The organism is Rhodopseudomonas pentothenatexigens (assembly GCF_900218015.1).
Classification (GTDB): domain Bacteria; phylum Pseudomonadota; class Alphaproteobacteria; order Rhizobiales; family Xanthobacteraceae; genus Rhodopseudomonas; species Rhodopseudomonas pentothenatexigens.
In genome coordinates, this window is record NZ_UFQQ01000007.1 from 106,669 (window position 1) to 127,058 (window position 20,390).

At 67.9% G+C, this 20,390-nt stretch carries 20 protein-coding genes; 11 read left to right on the forward strand and 9 right to left on the reverse strand.

The features are described 5' to 3' along the window. Nucleotides 1-93: 93 nt before the first annotated feature. The 3 genes from hisG to DWA33_RS08110 form a co-directional block, all read right to left on the reverse strand. Nucleotides 94-1,071, reverse strand: a complete 978-nt coding sequence (hisG, locus tag DWA33_RS08100; RefSeq protein WP_114357580.1) for an ATP phosphoribosyltransferase — start codon at nucleotides 1,069-1,071, stop codon at nucleotides 94-96. After that, entirely contained in the window at nucleotides 1,068-2,216 is a 1,149-nt protein-coding gene (locus DWA33_RS08105) for an ATP phosphoribosyltransferase regulatory subunit (RefSeq protein WP_114357581.1), read from the reverse strand. Before DWA33_RS08105 ends, hisG begins: the two co-directional genes overlap by 4 nt. Nucleotides 2,217-2,341: 125 nt before the next feature. Then, a complete protein-coding gene (locus DWA33_RS08110) occupies nucleotides 2,342-3,115 on the reverse strand; it encodes a 16S rRNA (uracil(1498)-N(3))-methyltransferase (protein ID WP_114357582.1) in 774 nt (257 codons plus the stop codon). A 192-nt stretch (nucleotides 3,116-3,307) separates the two neighbouring features. On the opposite strand from DWA33_RS08110, the gene DWA33_RS08115 reads away from it, so the two are divergent. Both DWA33_RS08115 and ubiA read left to right on the forward strand, forming a co-directional pair. After that, on the forward strand, nucleotides 3,308-4,018 hold the full coding sequence (locus DWA33_RS08115) for a hypothetical protein (RefSeq protein ID WP_114357583.1): 711 nt from the start codon (nucleotides 3,308-3,310) through the stop codon (nucleotides 4,016-4,018). Next, nucleotides 4,015-4,965: a 4-hydroxybenzoate octaprenyltransferase gene (gene ubiA, locus DWA33_RS08120; protein ID WP_114357584.1), complete on the forward strand. Its 951-nt coding sequence runs from the start codon at nucleotides 4,015-4,017 to the stop codon at nucleotides 4,963-4,965. The genes DWA33_RS08115 and ubiA overlap by 4 nt, the downstream gene beginning before the upstream one ends. Nucleotides 4,966-5,002: 37 nt before the next feature. On the opposite strand, the gene DWA33_RS08125 is transcribed toward ubiA, so the two are convergent. After that, nucleotides 5,003-5,527, reverse strand: a complete 525-nt coding sequence (locus DWA33_RS08125) for a DUF6101 family protein (protein WP_114357585.1) — start codon at nucleotides 5,525-5,527, stop codon at nucleotides 5,003-5,005. Between the two features lie 299 nt (nucleotides 5,528-5,826). Here DWA33_RS08125 and DWA33_RS08130 point away from each other — a divergent pair, with 299 nt between their 5' ends. The 5 genes from DWA33_RS08130 (at nucleotide 5,827) to lpxK (ending at nucleotide 10,701) form a co-directional block, all read left to right on the forward strand. Then, nucleotides 5,827-7,224: a TldD/PmbA family protein gene (locus DWA33_RS08130; protein WP_114357586.1), complete on the forward strand. Its 1,398-nt coding sequence runs from the start codon at nucleotides 5,827-5,829 to the stop codon at nucleotides 7,222-7,224. Continuing rightward, nucleotides 7,211-8,026 carry a 3'(2'),5'-bisphosphate nucleotidase CysQ gene (locus tag DWA33_RS08135; protein WP_114357587.1) on the forward strand — a complete coding sequence of 272 codons (816 nt, stop codon included), beginning with the start codon at nucleotides 7,211-7,213 and terminating at the stop codon, nucleotides 8,024-8,026. The genes DWA33_RS08130 and DWA33_RS08135 overlap by 14 nt, the downstream gene beginning before the upstream one ends. Before the next feature lie 37 nt (nucleotides 8,027-8,063). Beyond that, the gene (locus DWA33_RS08140; protein WP_114357588.1) at nucleotides 8,064-8,312 is read left to right on the forward strand and encodes a DUF4170 domain-containing protein; all 249 of its coding nucleotides are present in this window, start codon (nucleotides 8,064-8,066) and stop codon (nucleotides 8,310-8,312) included. A gap of 69 nt (nucleotides 8,313-8,381) precedes the next feature. After that, nucleotides 8,382-9,686, forward strand: coding sequence for a 3-deoxy-D-manno-octulosonic acid transferase (locus DWA33_RS08145; protein WP_114357589.1), 1,305 nt, complete (start codon nucleotides 8,382-8,384; stop codon nucleotides 9,684-9,686). Next, complete coding sequence (gene lpxK / locus DWA33_RS08150) at nucleotides 9,679-10,701, forward strand: tetraacyldisaccharide 4'-kinase (protein WP_114357590.1); 1,023 nt, start codon at nucleotides 9,679-9,681, stop codon at nucleotides 10,699-10,701. The genes DWA33_RS08145 and lpxK overlap by 8 nt, the downstream gene beginning before the upstream one ends. A gap of 7 nt (nucleotides 10,702-10,708) precedes the next feature. Here the strand turns inward: lpxK and DWA33_RS08155 are convergent, their stop codons facing one another. Then, nucleotides 10,709-10,936 carry a DUF2093 domain-containing protein gene (locus tag DWA33_RS08155; protein ID WP_114357591.1) on the reverse strand — a complete coding sequence of 76 codons (228 nt, stop codon included), beginning with the start codon at nucleotides 10,934-10,936 and terminating at the stop codon, nucleotides 10,709-10,711. A 147-nt stretch (nucleotides 10,937-11,083) separates the two neighbouring features. Further along, on the reverse strand, nucleotides 11,084-12,694 hold the full coding sequence (xseA, locus tag DWA33_RS08160) for an exodeoxyribonuclease VII large subunit (protein ID WP_114357592.1): 1,611 nt from the start codon (nucleotides 12,692-12,694) through the stop codon (nucleotides 11,084-11,086). A gap of 180 nt (nucleotides 12,695-12,874) precedes the next feature. Between xseA and purD the strand changes: the two genes are divergently transcribed. Together purD and DWA33_RS08170 are read left to right on the forward strand one after the other, a co-directional pair. Next, complete coding sequence (purD, locus tag DWA33_RS08165; protein WP_114357593.1) at nucleotides 12,875-14,158, forward strand: phosphoribosylamine--glycine ligase; 1,284 nt, start codon at nucleotides 12,875-12,877, stop codon at nucleotides 14,156-14,158. Nucleotides 14,159-14,350: 192 nt separating this feature from the next. Then, on the forward strand, nucleotides 14,351-15,259 hold the full coding sequence (locus DWA33_RS08170; RefSeq protein WP_114357594.1) for an alpha/beta fold hydrolase: 909 nt from the start codon (nucleotides 14,351-14,353) through the stop codon (nucleotides 15,257-15,259). Here DWA33_RS08170 and DWA33_RS08175 read toward each other — a convergent pair. Continuing rightward, nucleotides 15,243-15,689, reverse strand: coding sequence for a nucleoside deaminase (locus tag DWA33_RS08175; protein ID WP_114357595.1), 447 nt, complete (start codon nucleotides 15,687-15,689; stop codon nucleotides 15,243-15,245). The two genes, DWA33_RS08170 and DWA33_RS08175, sit on opposite strands and share 17 nt — an antisense overlap. Nucleotides 15,690-15,855: 166 nt before the next feature. On the opposite strand from DWA33_RS08175, the gene DWA33_RS08180 reads away from it, so the two are divergent. Together DWA33_RS08180 and rsmD are read left to right on the forward strand one after the other, a co-directional pair. After that, nucleotides 15,856-17,997, forward strand: a complete 2,142-nt coding sequence (locus tag DWA33_RS08180; RefSeq protein ID WP_114357596.1) for a pseudouridine synthase — start codon at nucleotides 15,856-15,858, stop codon at nucleotides 17,995-17,997. 171 nt (nucleotides 17,998-18,168) lie between these two features. Next, on the forward strand, nucleotides 18,169-18,750 hold the full coding sequence (rsmD, locus tag DWA33_RS08190) for a 16S rRNA (guanine(966)-N(2))-methyltransferase RsmD (protein ID WP_283808602.1): 582 nt from the start codon (nucleotides 18,169-18,171) through the stop codon (nucleotides 18,748-18,750). A 144-nt stretch (nucleotides 18,751-18,894) separates the two neighbouring features. Here the strand turns inward: rsmD and prmB are convergent, their stop codons facing one another. Both prmB and DWA33_RS08200 read right to left on the reverse strand, forming a co-directional pair. Continuing rightward, nucleotides 18,895-19,917: a 50S ribosomal protein L3 N(5)-glutamine methyltransferase gene (gene prmB, locus DWA33_RS08195; RefSeq protein WP_114357598.1), complete on the reverse strand. Its 1,023-nt coding sequence runs from the start codon at nucleotides 19,915-19,917 to the stop codon at nucleotides 18,895-18,897. Next, entirely contained in the window at nucleotides 19,917-20,387 is a 471-nt protein-coding gene (locus DWA33_RS08200; RefSeq protein ID WP_114357599.1) for a molybdenum cofactor biosynthesis protein MoaE, read from the reverse strand. The genes prmB and DWA33_RS08200 overlap by 1 nt, the downstream gene beginning before the upstream one ends. Nucleotides 20,388-20,390: the final 3 nt, after the last annotated feature.

The window sequence follows — 20,390 nt, forward strand, 5'->3', positions numbered from 1 at the left end:
TGCTTCGATCCGGCCTTGCAGTCGCCTTGTTGATCTTCCGACTATATGGTGGTGAACGGCGCCGTCGCTACTGCGGCGCGCGTGCGACCGGGATTATTGGCCGAGAAACGCTGCAAGTTTGCTGAACAGCGGATTTTCCTTGTCGAACACGTAGTCGAGCGGGGCCACCGAGACGGTGTCGGCGCCGTGCTGGCGCAGGAAACTACCGAGCGCATAGATCTGCGCCGGCGGGCAATGCAGCGTCAGCATCCCGGACGAGGTCGGGCCGCCGAACGGCGACACCACGCCGAACCGGGTGTGGGCCTCGGCCAGCAGCGCGTCGTTGCAGCCCTTGAACCGGGTGCGGACTTCCTTGTACTTGCCGGCACGGGCGCGCGAGGCGATGTGATCGAGGATCACACGCGCGGTTTCGCGGTTCGCCTCGCTCCAGTCGGCCTCGCGCGAGGCCACCAGGTTGGCCTGGCTGCGCAGCATCACGCCGTCGTCGAGCACCTTCAGCCCGTTGGCGGCGAGCGTCGCCCCGGTGGTGGTGATGTCGACGATCATCTCGGCGGTACCGACCGCGGGCGCGCCTTCGGTGGCGCCGGCGCTCTCGACAATGCGGTAGTCGACGACGTTGTGCGCGGCGAAGAAGCCGCGGGTCAGGTTGATGTACTTGGTCGCGACCCGCATCCGGCGGTTGTGCTGGGCGCGGAAGCCGGTGGTGACGTCGTCGAGGTCGGCCATGGTGCGGACGTCGATCCAGGCCTGCGGCACCGCCACCACGACGTTGGCGTAGCCGAATCCGAGCCCGTCGATCAGCAGCACCCGCTTGTCGGCCTCGGCGATGTTCTCGCGCACCAGGTCTTCGCCGGTGACGCCGAAATGCACCGAGCCGCGCGCCAGATTGGCGGCGATCTCGCTCGCCGACAGATAGGCGACCTCGACATTGTCGAGGCCCGCAATGGTGCCGCGATAATCGCGGGCGCCGCCCGGCTTGCTCAGCGCCAGTCCGGCGCGAGCGAAGAAGGCTTCGGCGTTTTCCTGCAGGCGGCCCTTGGACGGGACCGCGAGAACGAACGGCGCGCTCATGCGGCACCTCCGGCGCTGGTCTGTTTCATCGCCTCGATCCAGATCGAGAAGCCGACCGCGGGGATCGGCGAGGCGGCGCCGAGCTGACTCATCAGCCCGTCGTAGCGGCCGCCGGCGACCAGCGGCTCGTCGCCGTTGCCGACGCGGTGCAGCTCGAATTCGAAGCCGGTGTAGTAATCGACGCCGCGGCCGAACGCGGTGGAGAACCGCACCGTGTCGAGGTCGATGCCGCGATCGGCCATGAAGCCGATCCGCGCCTCGAACTGATCGATCGCCGCATCGATCGACAATTTCGCATCGGCGGCGAGTGCGCGCAGCGCCTTCAGCGCGTCGGTCGGCGCGCCGGCGATCGCCAGGAAGCGCTTGATCTTGTCGAGCGCGTCGCGTGGCAGCGCGCCGCTCTTCAGCGTCGACTGCTCGAGGAAGCGATCGGCGATCTCGGCGACCGAGCGGCCGCCCAACGTGGTGGCGCCGGCGATCGACATCAGGTCGGTGACCAGCGCCAGCGCCGCCTTGCGGTCGGAGCCGGCGAGCGCGGCGAGCACGCCCTCGTATTCGTTGCTGGTCGAGGGCGCCAGCGTCAGCCGTTCCAGATCGTGCGCCAGGCTGGCCTTGCGGTGAAAATCCTTCATCAGCCGCCGCCGCCACACCGGCATCAGGTCGAGCGCGTCGATCAATGCGGCGAACAGCGCGACGTCGCCGGTGCGGATCTCGACCCCGCCCGCCTTGAGCGCCGTGGTGGCACCGAGCGCCAGCGCCAGCATCTCGGCATCGGCCGCGGCGCGGTCCTGGCGGCCGAACGATTCGATGCCGGCCTGCAGGAATTCACTCGGCTTGCCGCCGCGCTGCCGGAACACCGGGCCGAGATAGCAGAACCCGACCGGCTGCCCGACGGCCTGCGATGCGAGGTATTCGCGCGCCACCGGGATCGTCAGGTCGGGGCGCAGGCACAGCTCCTCGCCGCTGCCGTCGGTGGTCAGATACAGGCTCTTGCGGATGTCCTCGCCCGACAGGTCGAGGAATGGTTCGGCGGGCTGCAGGATCGGCGGCGTGGCCTGGGCGTAGCCGGCCTCGGCGAAAGATTGCAGCAGCGCCTCCGCCCACGCGGCGGATCCGGTCGCGCGAGCGGCGGCGGTGTTTGTCATGATCGGTCAGTCCTGCGGTCCCGGGCAGGGAGGGTGGAACAGAAAACGTTGGTCGGCGCAGCCCTTAACACGGGCGGATGACAGATTCGACCGTCATCAGCCGGCAGGCTGGAAAGGCGATGGCTTCAATGGTCGAATATTGTTCCGGCATCCTTCCAGTCACCCACCACCGCCTGAACCAGCGCCAGAGCCGCGACCGCCGCGGTATCGGCCCGCATGATCCGCGGGCCGAGCGCCAGCCGCAGGATATTCGGCTGTTTCAGCAGCACGCCTCGCTCCTCGGTAGAAAATCCGCCTTCCGGCCCGACCAGCAGATCGACGCCCTTCGTTGCCGCATCCCGCGCGGCCGTGAGCGCCGCGACCGGATCGGCGATTTCTGCGTCTTCGTCGCAGAACACCAGCAGCCGTTCGCCGCCGGCGCGGCCGGCCAGGAACCGGTCCAGGCCGATCGGTTCGCCGACCTCGGCGAGGCTGAGGATGCCGCATTGCTCGGCGGCTTCGACCACGTTGGCGCGCATCCGCTCGGTGTTCAGGCGGTGCACCTGGGTGTGCTGGGTGAGCACCGGCTGCAGCCGGCCGGCACCCATTTCCACAGCCTTTTGAGCCATATAGTCGAGCCTGGCGTGTTTCAGCGGGGCGAACACATAGGCGACGTCGGGCAGGCGGTCCTGCGGCCGGATCTGCTCCGCCACCTCCAGCGCTTCGGGGCGCTTGCGGCCCGCGATGGTGGCGCGCCATTCGCCGTCGCGGCCGTTGAAGGCCAGCACGGCGGCGCCAGCCCCGAGCCGTAGCACATTACCGAGATAGTTGCCCTGGTCGCGCCCAAGCGGCACCTGTGCACCAGGTGCCAGGGCAGCCTCGACGAAAAGGCGGGGGCTGCGGAAGTCGTATCTGCTCATCGGCGGGTTCTCACGAGCCGCTTCTAGCCCAATTTTTCAAGAATATCAGCCGCCTGTGGGGCGAAGCGCCGCGCTGCCGCCCCAATCACCGGGTTGTTAAGGGCGATCCGGAATCGTAAAAGGCCCTGAGCATCGCTATTTCTCGATGTGGACGGGCGAGTGGGACCATCGAACCTTGCCGGAGGAGCAACCTTGATCATCCGACGTTTGATCGTACCGGCGTTAGCCGCCGCATTCGCCGTCCCGGCGGCGCCGGCGCTCGCCCAGGGTGCGTTTCCCGCGCCGCTACCGAGCCAGTCGGCCGCCTCGCCATTTCCGGCACCGCTGCCGAACCAGTCGTCATCATCGTCCACCGCGTCGAGCAACAGTTCGGTGTTCCCGCCGGTCAACGGCTCGGGCGGATCGTTTCCGGCCGCGGGCGCCGCCCCGATCGCCGGTGGTGGCGGCGCTTTCGGTCCGCCGCCCGGCGCTGCGCCGATGGGGCAGCAGGCCGGCGGTGAGGCCTGCATGAACGACTTCCTCAAGCTCCGCAAAGAAGCCGAGAAGCGCGGTCAGGCGATCCAGGCCGCCGGCAAGCGCAAAGCGCCGGCGACTGAGGCCTGCAAGCTGATCGGCGCTTTCGCCAGTTCCGAAGTGGCGATGATCAAATACGTCGTCAGCAACGCCAAGCGTTGCGGCATTCCAAACGACATCGCCGACCAGCTCAAAACGGGTCACAAGCGGACCGAGCAGATGCAAAAGCAGGTCTGCAACATCGCCGAGCAGCAGCAGCGCGGTCCGGCCGGACCGAGCTTCGCCGACGTGCTCGGCTCGTCGACCGCTGCGCCGGAAGCCAATACTGCGGCCAAGAAGTTCGGCGGCACCACCTTCGACACCCTCAACGGCAACGTGCTGGCGCGATGAGCGGCGTTCCGGCCAGCGGCGCGGCCGGGCGGGTCGCCGACTCCACCGGAAACTGGGTCGACAACCACGCGCCGTTATGGACGCGGCCGTATTTGCGGCTGGCGCGGTTCGATCGTCCGATCGGCTCCTGGCTGCTGCTGATGCCGTGCCTGTGGTCGGCGGCGCTTGCCGCCGGCATCGCCCACGACCTCAGCCGTCTGCCACTGTTCTGCGCGCTGTTCTTCATCGGCTCGTTCGTGATGCGCGGCGCCGGCTGCACCTGGAACGACATCACCGATCGCGATCTCGACGACAAGGTCGAGCGCACCAGGTCGCGGCCGATTCCGGCCGGACAGGTCACCGCCAAGCAGGCGGCGGTGTTCATGGTGCTGCTTTGCCTGACCGGTCTAGTCGTGTTGCTGCAGTTCAACAGCTTCGCGATTGCCACCGGCATCGCTTCGCTGATCATCGTCGCGGCCTATCCGTTCATGAAGCGGATCACCTACTGGCCCCAATTCGTGCTCGGACTGGCGTTCTCATGGGGCGCGCTGATGGGCTTCGCCGCCACCTTCGAGCGGCTCGATCTGGTGGCGTTCGTGCTGTATGCCGGCTCGATTTCCTGGGTGATCGGCTACGATACGATCTATGCGCATCAGGACGCCGAAGACGATCTGATGGTCGGCATCAAGTCGACGGCGCTGCTGTTCGGCGAAAACACCAGGCTGGCACTGGTGCTGCTGTTCGGCCTGGCGGTGAGCCTGGTCGGTGTGGCGCTGAAGCTCGCCGATGCCGGCTGGCTCGCCTGGATCGGTCTCGCCGCGTTTGCTGCGCATCTGGTGCAGCAGATCGTGCGGCTCGACATTCACGACAGCCCGCTGTGCCTGAAGCTGTTCAAGTCGAACCGCGACGCCGGCCTGCTGCTGTTCGGCGGCCTGGTGGCCGACGCCGTCTCCCGCAGCATGGCGTGAGGCCGGGCGGCGCCCGGCGCGGTCACCCGATGAATGATTAGTCCCGCGCGATGATCTCGCGTTCGCCGGCGAAGCTCTTCGGCGCATCGAGCAGACGGCCGCTCCTTCGACGCATCAGGAAGCGCGGACGCCGCTTGCTGATTACATGATGACGGCGGCGGCGCTGCGCGGGTTCGCGAAGCTTGTCTTCGGGAAGCTGCGGTAGTCCGAAGATTTCACTCCACAGTGCCCACATCCGTTCGATCTCCTCGGCATCGTCGCTGATCCCGAGCGGGATCGACAGCGACGGATCGCGGTGCACCAGCATCAGCATGCGACCGTCGTCGAGGCCGCGGCAGCCGATGCCGCGAAAGTCGCTGACGCTGACGTTCACCGCCATTCGCATGCCGGCGACGGCGCGGCGCAGCACCACCCGTTCGCGGTGTAGCTCGATTTGCCGGATGCCGCCGTCGGCCCGCACATCGTGCGCGTCGAAGCGGATTGGCAGTGAGAGAGGGTCGAGCCGCAGATCGCGGCTCGACCCGGCGAGGTTGGCCCCGCCTGTTGCTGTTTGACGCCTCACGGCTTTGATCTCCCCGCCGGAATTATGTTCCCGGTCGATGCGAGACAGCTTGCCAGAGCCCGGTCCGGATTCGCTTAAAAAGGCTGGTTAATCGAAACTGACCCGGCCTGCTTCGCAGCTCATGATTGACAGAACCTTGGCCGGCATGATTGACGCAATCTTGCGCCCGGCTCGGCGAACGATTTGTTGCGGTTCGGTGCAAAGTGCTTGAAGTCCGTGCCGAACAGGCACATCTGTGAGGTTCCCAGCGCGTGTCCGCTGCCCTCGCGTCGTTACTTCCAGCCTTAGGAATTGTATTTGTGAACTCTTCACCAAGCGCACGTTCGCCGGCTTCGTCCCCTGTGGATTCCGCTCTGCTCGATCAGTCGGCACTGAGCGATCTGGCGCAGCGGCTGGTGGAGGCTGCGCGTCGCGCCGGGGCCGATCAGGCAGACGCAGTGGCGGTGCGCGGCGTGTCGCACGGCGTCGAAGTGCGCGATGGCCGGATGCAGGAATCCGAGCGCAGCGAGGGCGACGACGTCGGCCTACGCGTGATCGTCGGCCGCCGCCAGGCGGTGGTCTCGACCAACGACATCAGCGGTGATGCGGTCACTAAGCTCGCCGAGCGGGCGGTGGCGATGGCTCGCGTCGCGCCGGACGACAAATATGTCGGCCTCGCCGATCCGGAGTTGTTGGCGCACGACTTCCCCGATCTCGATCTGCTCGATCCCAATACTCCGTCCACTGCCGAACTCGAGCAGCGCGCTCGCGCTGCGGAAGCGGCGGCGCTCGCTGTCCCGGGGATCACCAAATCGGGCGGCGCCTCGGCCTCGTCGGGGATCGGCGGTATGGTCCTGGTGACGTCGACCGGCTTCCACGGCGCCTTCCTGCGCTCCAGCCAGAGCATCTCGATGACCGCAATCGCGGGCGACGGCACCGGCATGGAGCGGGATTACGAATACACCACGGCGCCGCATGCCTCCGATCTGATGTCCCCCGAGCGGGTCGGCCGGGTCGCCGGCGAACGCACCGCGGCACGCCTCGGGCCGCGCAAGGTCGAGACCTGCAAAGTGCCGGTCGTATTCGATCCGCGTGTCGCCGGCTCGCTGGTCGGGCATCTGGTCGGCGCCGCCAACGGCGCCTCGATCGCCCGCAAGACCTCGTTCCTGAAAGACCGACTCGGCCAGAAGCTGTTCAAGGACGGCATCCGTATCGTCGATGATCCGCTGCGCACGCGCGGGCTGCGTTCGCAGGCCTTCGACGCCGAGGGCGTCGCGGTGAAGCCGCTGTCGATCGTCGACGACGGTGTGCTAACCTCGTGGCTGCTGGATTGCGCCACGGCACGCGAACTCGGCCTCGCCACCACCGGGCACGCGCATCGCGGGGTGTCGTCGTCGCCGTCGCCGGGGCCGTACAATCTGCATCTCGAAGCCGGCCCGCTCAGCCCGGGCGAGCTGATCGCCGACATCAAGCAGGGTTTCTACGTCACCGACCTGATCGGTTCCGGCGTCAACGGCGTGACCGGCGACTACAGCCGCGGTGCCGCCGGCTTCTGGATCGAAAACGGTGAACGAACCTACGCGGTCAGCGAAGTCACCATCGCCGGGCACCTGCTCGACATGTACAAGACGTTGACGCCGGCCAGCGACCTGACCTTCCGCTACGGCGTCAACGCGCCGACACTGCGGATCGAGGGACTGACGATTGCCGGACGCTAGTCCAGATACCACGCACATTGCCGTCGGGCCGCACGATGCGGCGCTGCTCGCCGACACGGTGCGCGAGGCCGGCGCTCTGGCGCTGTCGATGTTCCGCACCGAGCTGCGGACCTGGACCAAGGGCGCATCCTCGCCGGTGTCGGAAGCCGACATTGCCGTCGACCAACTGATCCGCCGCCGTCTGCAGGAGGCGACTCCGCGCTACGGCTGGCTGTCGGAAGAGAGCGCCGACGATCTGGTGCGGCTCGACAGGGAACAGGTCTGGATCGTCGACCCGATCGACGGCACCCGAGCTTATCTGGCCGGGCGCGAGGATTGGTGCGTATCGGTCGCGCTGGTCGCGGCTGCCAGACCGGTGCTCGCCGCGGTGTTCGCACCGGCGTCGGGTGAATTCTTCTTTGCGGTCCGCGGCGCGGGCGCCTCGCTTAACGGCGCTGCGCTGCGCGCCAGTGGCGGTGCCGCCCTCGAAGGCGCCAAGGTCGCCGGGCCGAAGCCACTGATCGAACGGCTGCGGCTGCCCGCGGGCGCGCTCATTATGCCGCGAATTGGATCGTTGGCGTTGCGCCTGTGCCGGGTTGCCGATCGCGGGGTCGACGTTGCGTTTGCCGGAGGGCAGAGCCGCGATTGGGATCTTGCGGCGGCCGATTTGATCGTGCACGAAGCGGATGGTACACTGACAACTCTCGCGGGCGAAACGGTCGTCTACAACCGCCCCGAGGTCACGCATGGCGTGCTGGTGGCTGCGGGACGCGAACGTCATGCTCACATCGTCGAGCATTTTCGCGATTCTCCGCGAAGCTGAGCGCGCGCGTGCCTGTTCGCCGCAATGAGGAAGTTTGATGTCGGACAATGCGCAGCAATTGCTCCACCTCGTAATCGGAGGAGAATTGACGGACCTCGAGAACGTGACATTTCGCGATCTCGACAAGGTCGACATCGTCGGGGTGTATCCGAACTACGCGGCAGCCTACGCGGCGTGGAAGGCCCGGGCGCATCAGACGGTCGATAATGCGCACATGCGGTACTTCATCGTTCATCTGCATCGGCTGCTCGACCCCGACAAAGAAGCCAGATCCGCGCAGCACTGACCGCGCAGGACTGACGATGCCGCTTCGCGACGATGCGCGTCACCTTCGCGGTGACAGACGGGGCCGTTGATGGTCGATCCGGTGCCGATGACGTTGCGCGCCTATCGCAGGCTGACCGCTGCCGCCGCGCCGCTGGCGTCGCTGTGGATCGGCCGGCGGTTGAAGCAGGGCAAGGAAGATCCGGCCCGCGTCGGCGAACGCCGCGGGATCAGCAAAGACGTCCGGCCGTACGGCCCGTTGGTGTGGATCCATGGCGCCAGCGTCGGCGAGGTGCTGGCCGCGGCCGGACTGATCGAGCGGCTGCGCGCCCTCAATCTGCGCATCCTGCTCACCTCCGGCACGCTGACCTCGGCCGAGGTGGTGGCGAGCCGGTTTCCGCCGGACATCATCCATCAGTTCATTCCCTACGACGCGCCGCGCTTCGTTGATCGCTTCCTCGATCATTGGCGCCCCAGCCTGGCGCTGTTCATCGAATCCGATCTGTGGCCGAACCTGATCCTCGCCGCCTCGGCGCGGCGGGTGCCGATGGTGCTGATCAACGGCCGGATGTCGCAGCGCTCGTTTCCGCGCTGGCAGCGTGCCTCCGCGACGATCGGTGCGCTGCTCGGCCGGTTCGACATCTGTCTGGCGCAGTCGCGGATCGATGCCGAGCGCTTCAGTGCGCTCGGTAGCCCGAGTGTGATCACCACCGGCAACCTGAAGATGGACGTCGCTCCGCCGCCGGCCGATCCGGCGCGGCTGGAGCGGCTGCTCGCCGTGACCCGCGGCCGTCCAGTGATCGTTGCAGCCTCGACCCACCCCGGCGAGGAGGAATTGCTGATCGACGCGCATCGCCGGCTGACCGCGAGCTTCCCGACACTGCTCTCGGTGATCGTGCCGCGGCATCCGCATCGCGGCGAGCAGGTCGCCGGTCTGGTCGAGGCTGCCGGCCTGCCGGTCGCGCTGCGCTCTCGCGAACAGCAACCGATGGCCGCGACCGCGATCTACGTCGCCGACACCATGGGTGAACTCGGGCTGTTCTATCGTCTGGCGCCGATCGTGTTCATGGGGGGCTCGCTGGTCGAGCACGGCGGCCAGAATCCGATCGAGCCGGTCAAGCTCGGCGCCGCGATCGTGCACGGTCCGCACGTCTCCAACTTCACCGACATCTACCGTGCACTCGACGATGAAGGCGGTGCGTTCGCCGTGCCCGATGTCGACGCGCTGGTGCTGCGGATCTCGTCGCTGCTGTCGAACCACGACGCGCGGCAGATCTCGATCACGGCGGCCACCAACGTGGTCGACCGTCTCGGCGGCGCGCTCGACCGCACCATCGCGGCGCTCGAGCCCTATCTGCTGCAATTGCAGATCGAACAGGGTGCTGCGAATGCGTGAGCCGGGCTTCTGGCACCGGCCTCCTTCCCTGGCATCGCGCCTGCTGCTGCCGATCGCCGCGATCTACGGCAACATCGCCGCCACCCGGATGCAAAAGGCCGGCACCGCGGTCGGCGTTCCGGTGCTGTGCGTCGGCAACTATCACATGGGCGGTGCCGGCAAGACGCCGACGACGCTTGCGCTGGTGGCGTTGCTACGCGAACTTGGCGAAACTCCTGTCGTGCTGAGCCGCGGCTATGGCGGCCAGCTGCACGGGCCCGTCGTGGTCGATCCCTCGCGCCACAGCGCCGCCGATGTCGGCGACGAACCGCTGATGATGGCGCGCCGCTTACCGGTGGTGGTAGCACGTAACCGCACCGAAGGCGCCGCGCTCGCGGCGTCGCAGGGTGCCACCGTGATCCTGATGGACGACGGCTTCCAGAATCCGGCGCTGATCAAGGACGCTGCGTTGGTCGTGATCGACAGCCGCCGCGGCGTCGGCAATGGCAGCGTGTTTCCCGCCGGCCCGCTGCGCGCGCCGCTTGCGCTGCAGATCGCGCGCACGGATGCGCTGGTCGTGGTCGGCGACGGCACCGCCGCCGACGTCATCGCCGCCCAGGTCGCGGAGCGAGGCGCGCCGGTGCTGCGGGCACGGCTGGTGCCCGAACCGGCCTCGGTCGAGGCGTTGCGCGGCCGCCGCGTGCTGGCGTTCGCCGGGATCGGCGACCCGGCGCGGTTCGTCGCGACGTTGCAGGCAAGCGGTATCGAGGTGGTGGAGCAGCGCGCGTATCCCGATCACCACCCATTCACCGCGGAGGAACTGGGCGGGCTCGCCGCTGCGGCCAAGCGCGATGGGCTGAGCTTGGTCACGACCGAAAAGGACCTGGCGCGGATCGGCAGCGCTCAGAACGCGCTCGGCGTGGACGTCGTGCCGTTTGCCGTGACGCTGGCGTTCGAAGACGAGGGGAAGCTGCGGTTGTTTCTGCTCGACCGGCTCAACGGCGCACGCGCCGCCAAGCTCGCGAAGCGGCGTTGAGGCGACCTCAGCCCTTGGGCTGAAACGCTTCGGGATGATGCCGCTTCAGCACGGCTTCCGGAGTCGCGTAGGGCTCCTTGAGATCGACGCTCCAATATTTCAGCTCGTCGAGCGGGATCTGCACCCCGGTGACGGCGCAGCGCACATAGGTGCCGGGCGAGATCACGCGGAAGTCGCCATCGAGATATTGCACCTGGGCTTCGCCAGAACCCGAGAAGCCAAATTTGTTCAGCACGGCCGATCTCCTGGAAAACCGCAGGTTGCGGAACGATGCAAAACCTGCGGGTCGATACCCCTGACAGATAGAACGGATGCGCCGCGTTGCAAACCGCCACGGCATCATGGCGGCGTCGTTTCCGCAGCAGGTAAGGCTACTCCAGTTCTAGAACAGCGATCCTTGACCGGCCGGCTTGGCCGGCCGCTTCGCCGCCTTCGCGGGTGCGGACGCCGGCTTTGCGGCGTCGGCCGGGCCGCTGCCGCCGTCGGCGGTGACGCCGACCCGGCCGTCGGCGAATTCGACGCTGAGCCGGGCACCTGCGGCGACCGATGCCGCAGCGTGGACCGAGCGGCCATCGGCGTCCCGCACCAGTGCGAAGCCGCGCGCCAGCACGCCGCGGTACGATAGTGCGGCCAGCAGCTTGCCGGTGGCATCGATCCGCGCCTGCCGATGTTCCAGAAGCGTGACCAGCGCCCGCCGCGCCCGCTCGGCGAGCCGCTGCAGCCGCTCCTGCTCGCGGGCGATCCGCATCCGCTGCGCCTGGGCGTTGGCGAGCTTCGAGGCCTGCAGCCGCACCGCCAGCCCCTCGAACCGCTCCCGGCGATGCCGCAGCGTGGCGCGGGCGCAGCGCTGCAATTGGGTGCCGGCGCTGTCGAGCCGATGCGCATTGTGCGCCACCTGGGCCCGCAGCACCTTGAGCGTCATGCCGGCCGCAGCAGCCGCAAAGCGGCGGTGATGCGCATGGGTGTTGGCGCGCAGGGCGCGCGGCAGGGCGGCGGCCGCGCCGTCGAGGCGCTGCCGCGGGATCGCCAGCAGGTCGGAAGCGCCCGGCAGGGCGCGCGCAGCGGCGCGCAGCTCGTTGCGGCGGAAATCCTGGCAGCGCTGCCAGCTCGACAGCATCCGCCGCGCCAGGCCGCCGACTTCGACGAACAGCTCGGCGCGCACCGGCACCGCCATTTCGGCCGCCGCGGTCGGGGTCGGCGCCCGCTTGTCGGATGCGAAGTCGATCAGGGTGACATCGGTCTCGTGGCCGACCGCCGAGATCAGCGGGATCATGCTGTCCGCTGCGGCGCGGACCACGATCTCCTCGTTGAACGACCACAGGTCCTCCAGCGAGCCGCCGCCGCGCGCGACGATCAACAGGTCCGGCCGCGGAATCGGGCCGTCTTCGGGCAGCGCGTTGAACCCATGGATAGCGGCGGCGATCTGCTCGGCCGAGCCTTCGCCCTGGACCCGCACCGGCCACACCAGCACCCGGCGGGGAAAGCGGTCTTCGAGCCGATGCAGGATGTCGCGGATCACCGCTCCGGTCGGCGAGGTGACGACGCCGATCACTTCCGGCAGCCACGGCAAGAGCTGCTTGCGCGCCTCGTCGAACAGGCCGTCGGCGGTGAGCTTCTTCTTGCGCTCTTCCATCAGCGCCATCAGGGCGCCGACGCCTGCGGGCTCGAGCGCCTCGATCACGATCTGATATTTCGACGAGCCGGGGTAGGTGGTGAGCTTGCCGGTGGCGATGACCTCGAGGCCTTCCTGCGGCTTGAACCGCATCCGCCCGGCGACGCCCTTCCAGATCACCGCCTCGATCTTGGCGCCCTCGTCCTTCAGCGCGAAATAGCAATGGCCGGACGAGTGCGGCCCGCGGAACCCGGTGATCTCGCCGCGCACCCGGACATGCCCATAGGTGTCCTCCACCGTCCGCTTCAGCGCCTGCGACAGCTCGGAAACGGTGAATTCGCCGACATTGGCAAGGGCTTGGGGAGTCTGCAGACGGGCCATGCGATTCGATCGGGGTTGAAGGATGCGGCGGAAAGTAGGGACTTTCGGCCCGGCCGCCAACCCGCGGCCGGGACGGAGCCTCTACTCGGACATATCCACATCCGCGCCGGCGTGCGTTGCCGGCCGCCTGCCGCGTGTTACACCTCGCGGACCATCCACGGGGCGTACGGTCAGGCTTTCATGAATATTCTCCTCCTCGGCTCGGGCGGGCGCGAACATGCGCTGGCCTGGAAGATCGCGGCCTCGCCGCTGGTCACCAAGCTGTGGTGCGCGCCGGGCAATGCCGGGATCGCCCGCGAGGCGACCTGCGTGGCGCTCGACATCGCCGACCATCCGGCCGTGATCGCGTTCTGCAAGGCCAATGCGGTCGACTTCGTGGTGGTCGGGCCGGAGGCGCCGCTTGCCGCCGGCATCGTCGACGATCTCGCCGCAGCCGGCATCAAGGCGTTCGGACCGAGCCGGAAGGCGTCACAGCTCGAAAGCTCCAAGGGCTTCACCAAGGATCTGTGCAAGGCGCACGACATTCCGACCGCCGCCTATGAGCGGTTCGGCGATCCGAACGAGGCCAAGGCCTATATCCGCGCCCAGGGCGCCCCGATCGTGATCAAGGCCGACGGTCTCGCCGCCGGCAAGGGCGTGGTGGTGGCGAGCACGCTGGTCGAGGCTGAGGCAGCGATCGACATGATGTTCGGCGGCGGCCTCGGCAATGCCGGCGTCGAAGTCGTGGTCGAGGACTTCCTGGTCGGCGAAGAGGCCTCGTTCTTCGTGCTGTGCGACGGCGAGCACGCGCTGCCGCTCGCCACCGCGCAGGATCACAAACGCGCCTATGACGGCGACAAGGGACCGAACACCGGCGGCATGGGGGCGTATTCGCCGGCGCCGGTGATGACGGACGCGATCTGCAAGCAGGCGATGGACCAGATCATCACCCCGACCCTGAAGGCGATGAAGGCGATGGGCGCGCCGTTCAAGGGCGTGCTGTTCGCAGGCCTGATGATCACCGAGGATGGTCCGCAACTGATCGAATACAACGTCCGGTTCGGCGACCCGGAGTGCCAGGTGCTGATGATGCGGATGATGTCCGACATCGTGCCGGCGCTGCTCGCCTGCGCCGACGGCCAGCTCGATCATTTCAGCCTGCGCTGGCACGACGATCCGGCGCTCACCGTGGTGATGGCCGCCAAGGGCTATCCGGGGCACTACGAGAAGGGCACCCGGATCGCCGGGCTGGAGCGCGCCGATGCGATTGCCGGCGTACAGATCTTCCACGCCGGCACAGTGGCCTCGGGCGACTGGGTTCTCGCCAATGGCGGCCGCGTGCTCGCCGTCACGGCCTCGGCCAAAACGGTCGCCGAAGCGCAGCGCCGCGCTTATGAGGCGATCGGCGTGATCAACTGGCCCGAAGGCTTCTGCCGCCGCGACATTGGCTGGCAGGCGGTGGCGCGGGAACGGCGGGGGAAGTAGGAGCGTTGCTCAGCCCTCACCCTGAGGAGCGCGCATCGCGCGCGTCTCGAAGGGCGAGGGCGGCCCATCCTTCGAGACGCGCTCCTACGGAGCGCTCCTCAGGATGAGGCTGTGCGTGTGGCTCGCGTCGTCATTGCTTCGTCGCTTCGCTCCTCGCAATGACGGCAACTAACGACAAGGGAGTATGCGCCGATGCCCGATCTCGCCGATTTGTTTCCGGGCTTCGGCTCGGAGTGGATCAACACGTCCTCGGGCCGGATCTTCGCCCGCACCGGCGGCGACGGGCCGCCGCTGCTGCTGTTGCACGGCTTCTCCGAAACCCATGTGATGTGGCATCGGGTGGCGCCCAAGCTCGCCGAGCGCTTCAAGCTGATCATCGCCGATCTGCCGGGCTACGGCTGGTCCGACATGCCGGAGAGCGACGCCGAGCACACGCCCTATACCAAGCGGGCGATGGCCAAGCAGTTGATCGAGGCAATGGAGCAGCTTGGCCACGTGCATTTCGGGCTCGCCGGCCACGACCGCGGCGGCCGGGTCAGTTACCGGATGGCGCTGGATTCGCCGGGACGGCTGTCGAAGCTGGCGGTGCTCGATATCCTGCCGACCTATGAGTACTGGCAGCGGATGGACCGGCGCTATGCGCTGAAGATCTATCACTGGAGCTTCCTGGCGCAGCCGGCGCCGTTGCCGGAAACGCTGATTGCCGCCGCGCCGGATTTCTTCCTCAAGAACAAGCTGGCGAGCTGGGCCAAGACGCACGATCTGTCGTGCTTCGATCCGCGCGCGCTGGAACATTATCTGGCGCCGTTCCGCGATCCGATGCGGCTGCACGCGATGTGCGAGGATTATCGCGCCGGCGCGTTCGCGGATTTCGAGCACGACAAGGCCGATGTCGAAGCCGGCAATAAGATCCCGGTGCCGATGCTGGCGCTGTGGGGTGATGCCGGCATCGCGCAGTCGGCGGCGACTCCGCTCGATACCTGGAAGACCTGGGCCAAAGACGTGCAGGGCGGGCCGGTCGATTCCGGTCACTTCCTCACCGAGGAGGCGCCGGATCAGACCGCCGAAGCGTTGGTGAAGTTCTTCACCGCCGCGCCTTGAAGAACTCGCGCAGCATCGTTGCGGCTTCACGCTCGCCGACCGCGGAATACACTTCCGGCGCGTGGTGACAGGTCGGCTGGCCGTAGAACCGCACGCCGGATTCCACCGCGCCGCCCTTCGGATCGAACGCCCCGAAATACAGCCGCCGGATCCGGGCGAACGAGATCGCGCCGGCGCACATCGTGCACGGCTCCAGCGTGACGTAGAGATCGCAATCGACCAGCCGCTCGCTGCCGAGCTTGGCCGCCGCCTCCCGGATCGCCAGCAGTTCGGCGTGGGCGGTGGGGTCGCGGTCGGTCAGGGTGCGGTTGCCGGCCTTGGCGATCACCACGCCGTCGCGGACGATCACGCAGCCGATCGGCACCTCGCCGGCGGCCCCCGCCGCGGCTGCCTCGGCCAGCGCCAATTCCATGAAAGTGGAAGCCGTCATCGTCGTTCTTGGCTCGTCTCGCCCCGAAAACTCTGCTAGGAGACCGACTTCAGCAAAAGTGGATGGCAGTTTTGCGTGACCATGCGCGTTTCATTCGGAGCGCGCGGCCTGCGAGCCGTTCCCGACTGCCTGTGCCCGATTTCGTGTTCCGATAGAAAGACCAGTCATGCCCCGCGACACCCGTAAAGACAACGATTCTGCGCGCGGCCGCCGCGACCGGCAGGGCAGCAAAGGCGGTTTCGGCGGCAAAGCCGGGGCCGGCGGCAAGGGAGCGTTCGGCGGCAAGGGCCGCTCGGGCGCGGCCCGGGGACCGGAGAAGAAGTTCGCCAAGCGCGCCGCCGAAGGCGCCGGCGAGGGGCGCGGCGAGAAGAGCTACGCCAAGAAGTCGTTCGGCGGTGACGCCAAGCGCTCGTCGTTCGGCGGCGAGGGCAAGCGGCCCTATGCCAAGCGCGATGGCGCCGCGCCGCGCCGCGACTTTTCCGATCGTCCGCGCCGCGATGACGGTGATGCGCCTCGTCCCCGTTTCAGCCGCGACGATAGGCCCGCGCGCAGCGGCGGCGATCGTGCCGAGCGGGGGCCGCGCAAAGAGTTTGGTGATCGGCCGAAGCGGGATTTCGGTGACCGCCCCAAGCGGGATTTCGGTGATCGGCCGAAGCGCGATTTCGGTGACCGCCCCAAGCGCGATTTTGCTGATCGGCCGAAGCGGCCGTTCCAGCGTGACGGCGAGGCCGGCCGTGACCGCGGCGACGAGAAGCCGTGGCGGGCCCGTGAGGATCGGCCGGCGCGTGCCGGCGGCGATCGTGACCGCAAGTTCGACAAGGGCGGTTTCGACAAGCCGCGGTTCTCGAAATCGCGTGACGACAAGCCGCGCTTCGATCGGGACCGGAGCGACAAGCCGCGCTTCGACAAGGCCCGCGGCGACAAGCCCAGGTTTGATCGTGGCGAGCGCTCGGACCGTCCGGAACGCGGCGGCGACCGTCCGAAATTTTCGCGCCCCCGCGACGGCGAGCGCGGCGAGCAGCGGCCGTTCCGCGAGCGCAGCTTCGATCGCCCACGTGAGGATCGTCCGCGCAGCGACCGTCCCCGCAGCGACCGTCCGCGTGAGGATCGCCCGCAGCGCGACCGCGCCGCCAAGCATGGCGACTGGCACGAGCATCCGAAGAGCGAAGGTCGCGGCTTCGATCGGCCGCGCCGCGACAATGAGGACGACAGCAGGATCTTCGCCAAGCGTCCGGCGTTCGGCGGCCGCGGCGCGTTTCGCAAGCAGGACCCGGCAGCTTCCAAGCGGAAGTCGGCAGCTCCCGCCAAGTCCGACAAGGCCGGCGAGCGCATCGCCAAGGTGGTGGCGCGCGCCGGGCTGTGCTCGCGCCGCGATGCCGAGGCGTGGATCACGGAAGGCCGTGTCACCGTCAACGGCAAGGTGATCGATTCGCCGGCGCTCGACGTCAAGGCGAGCGATGTCATCACCATCGACGGCAAGCCGTTGCCGGAGCGCGAGCGGACGCGTCTGTTCCTGTATCACAAGCCGCGCGGGCTGATGACGACGCACAGCGATCCGGAAGGCCGGCCGACGGTGTTCGAGCATCTGCCCGAAGGGCTGCCGCGGCTGATCTCGATCGGCCGACTCGACTTCAACACCGAGGGCCTGCTGCTGCTCACCAATGACGGCGGCCTCGCGCGTGCGCTCGAACTGCCCGAGACCGGCTGGCTGCGGCGCTACCGGGTTCGCGCCCATGGCGAGATCACTCAGGCGCAGCTCGACGAGCTGCAGAACGGCATCGAGGTCGACGGCGTCCAATACGGCCCGATCGAGGCCAGGCTCGAACGCGACCAGGGCGCCAATGTCTGGCTGGTGTTCGCGATCCGCGAGGGCAAGAACCGCGAAGTGCGTAACGTGCTGGCGCATCTCGGCCTCGAGGTGAACCGGCTGATCCGGGTCTCCTACGGCCCGTTCCAACTGCTCGAACTCGGCGAAGGCGAGGTCGAGGAAGTGAAGACCCGCGTGCTGCGCGATCAGCTCGGCGAGAAGGTGATCGCGCTCGCAGGCTGCGATTTCGCAGGGCCCTCGCCGAGCGAGACCAAGCCGAAGCCGCGCGCCGGCAAGGTCGTGTCGGCCGAGGAGTGGGCGGTGGCCGAGGCTGCACCGGCGCCGAAGAAGACGATTACCAAGCGCGCCGCGGTCGAGGATCGCAAGGGGCGCAGGGTCAAGGTCGAACGCACCGGCAGCGAAGGTGGCAATCGCCCGCTGTCGCGCGGCCCCGCCCGTCGCTACCACGGCAAACGCGACCTCGCGCCGCGGGACGAGTGAGTTTGGTTTCATGCTGATCGACGGCAGGGCGCTTGTGCTCCCTCCCCCCTTGCGGGGGAGGGTCGGGGTGGGGGGTAGCTACGAAGCAAGGTTTTGCTTGTGGACCCCCACCCCCGACCCCTCCCCGCAAGGGGGAGGGGAGCGCGCCTCGTTCGTTTCGAGCTACCTGCAATCTCTACGAGCACTCCCATGCGCGTGATCGGGGGGCGGCTGCGCGGGCGTAATCTGGTGGCGCTGTCGTCGCGGGAGATACGGCCGACGGCGGACCGGTTGCGCGAGTCGGTGTTCAACATTCTGATGCACGCCTACGAGAACCCGCTGCTCGATGCCCGGGTGCTCGACCTGTTCGCCGGCACCGGCGCGCTCGGCATCGAGGCATCGTCTCGCGGCGCCAAGTTCGTGCTGTTCGTCGACAACGGCGCCGAGGCACGGGCGTTGCTGCGCGCCAATGTCGAGGCGCTCGGGCTCGGCGGCGTCAGCAAGGTGTATCGCCGCGACGCCGCCAATCTCGGCCCGGCGCATCCGGTCGAGCCGTTCGGCGTCGCGTTCCTCGATCCGCCGTACCGCAAGCAGCTCGCCGAGGCTTCCCTCGCGTCACTGCGCGACGGCGGCTGGCTGCTGCCGGGCGCGCTGGTGATCGTCGAGGAAGCCAAGGACGCCGGTTTCAAGGCGCCGGCCGGCTACACCGAACTCGACCGCCGCGCCTATGACGACACCGAGTTCACGTTCCTGCGGTTCGGGGCGGGCGAGTAGTCCGTTTTTTTGACGTCATTCCGGGGCGCTCGCGAAGCGAGCGAACCCGGAATCCAGAGGTTGTTTCGCACGGCGCAGAACAGGTCGAGATTCCGGGGTCGCTTACTTCCGTGGGCGCCCCGGAATGACGGTGCGCGTCGGAAGCTACAAATCCGCTGCGGCGATCCAGAATACTTCGGCTTCGGAATCTTCGCTGTCGAGCCACAGCAGCGGGAGCTGCGGGAACTGGTCTTCGATCTGCGGGCGGCAGCGGCCGACTTCGCACAGCAGGCCGCCCTCCGGGTTGAGGTGATCCTTCGCCTCGGCGAGGATGCGGCGGATGATGGAAAGACCATCGTCGCCGCCGTCGAACGCCATCGCCGGCTCGGCGCGGCACTCAGCCGGCAGGCTGGCCATCCCGTCGGCATCGACATAAGGCGGGTTGGTGATGATCAGGTCGTAACGCTCCTCGCCGAGCGGACCGAACAGGTCGCCCTGATACAGGCTGACGCGATCGTCGAGCCGATGCTCGGCGACGTTGCGGGTCGCGACCGCGAGCGCATCGTTCGACAGATCGACGGCGTCGACCGTCGCGTTCGGGAAGGCGTAGGCCGCCAGGATCGCAAGGCAGCCCGAGCCGGTGCAGAGGTCGAGCACGCGCTCGACCGCCTCGGGCGCGTCGATCAGCGAAGTGTCGCCGCCGTCGAAATGCGAGTCGAGCAGTTCGCCGATGAAGGAGCGTGGCACGATCACCCGCTCGTCGACATAGAACGGCACGCCGCGCATATAGATCTTGTTCACCAGATACGCCGCGGGCAACCGCGTGGCGATGCGGCGCTCGATCAGGCCGAGGATCGCGGCGGCTTCGCGCGTGGTCACCCGGGCGGAGGCGAACATCTCGAACTGATCGGGATGCAGATGCAGCGTCTCGCCGATCAGGAACACCGCCTCGGCGATCGGATCGGTGGTGCCGTGCGCGAACACCACGCCGGCTTCGGCGAAGCGGCTGACGGCGTAGCGGACGAAATCGAGCAGCGTGACCAGTTCGCCCGGCGCCACCTTCGGCGGCTTGGCGGCCGCAGCCTTGGCCGCGACGCTTCGTTTGGCGGGCTTGGCCTTGGCGGATTTCGCCGTCGGTGCTTTCGATTTGCCTGCCTTCTTAGTTTTCGCGGTCGCCTTCTTCGCCATCAATCCTTGCTCCATCGCGCCAGCGCGGCGTCGTCGCGGCTGTGCGCCTCGACCCAGCGCGACTCGCCGGAGCGCTCCTCGCGCTTCCAGAACGGCGCGTTGGCCTTGAGATAGTCCATCAGGAATTCGGCCGCCGCGAACGCCGCCTGGCGATGCGCCGAGGCCGCCAGCACCAGCACGATGTTGTCGCCCGGCACCAGCCGGCCGACGCGGTGGACGATCGTCAGCGCGGTGACGGCGGGCCAGCGGCGCAGCGCTTCCTCGGCGTGGCGCTGGATTTCCTCCTCGGCCATGCCGGGATAATGCTCCAGCGTCAGCGCCGTGACGGTGTCGTCGCCTTCGATGCCGCGGCACAGGCCGGTGAACGACACCACCGCGCCGATGTCGGTGCGGCCCTTCGTCATCGCCGCAGTTTCGGCGGCGATATCGAAATCGGCGTCCTGAATGCGGATGGTCACCGGAACGGTCATCGG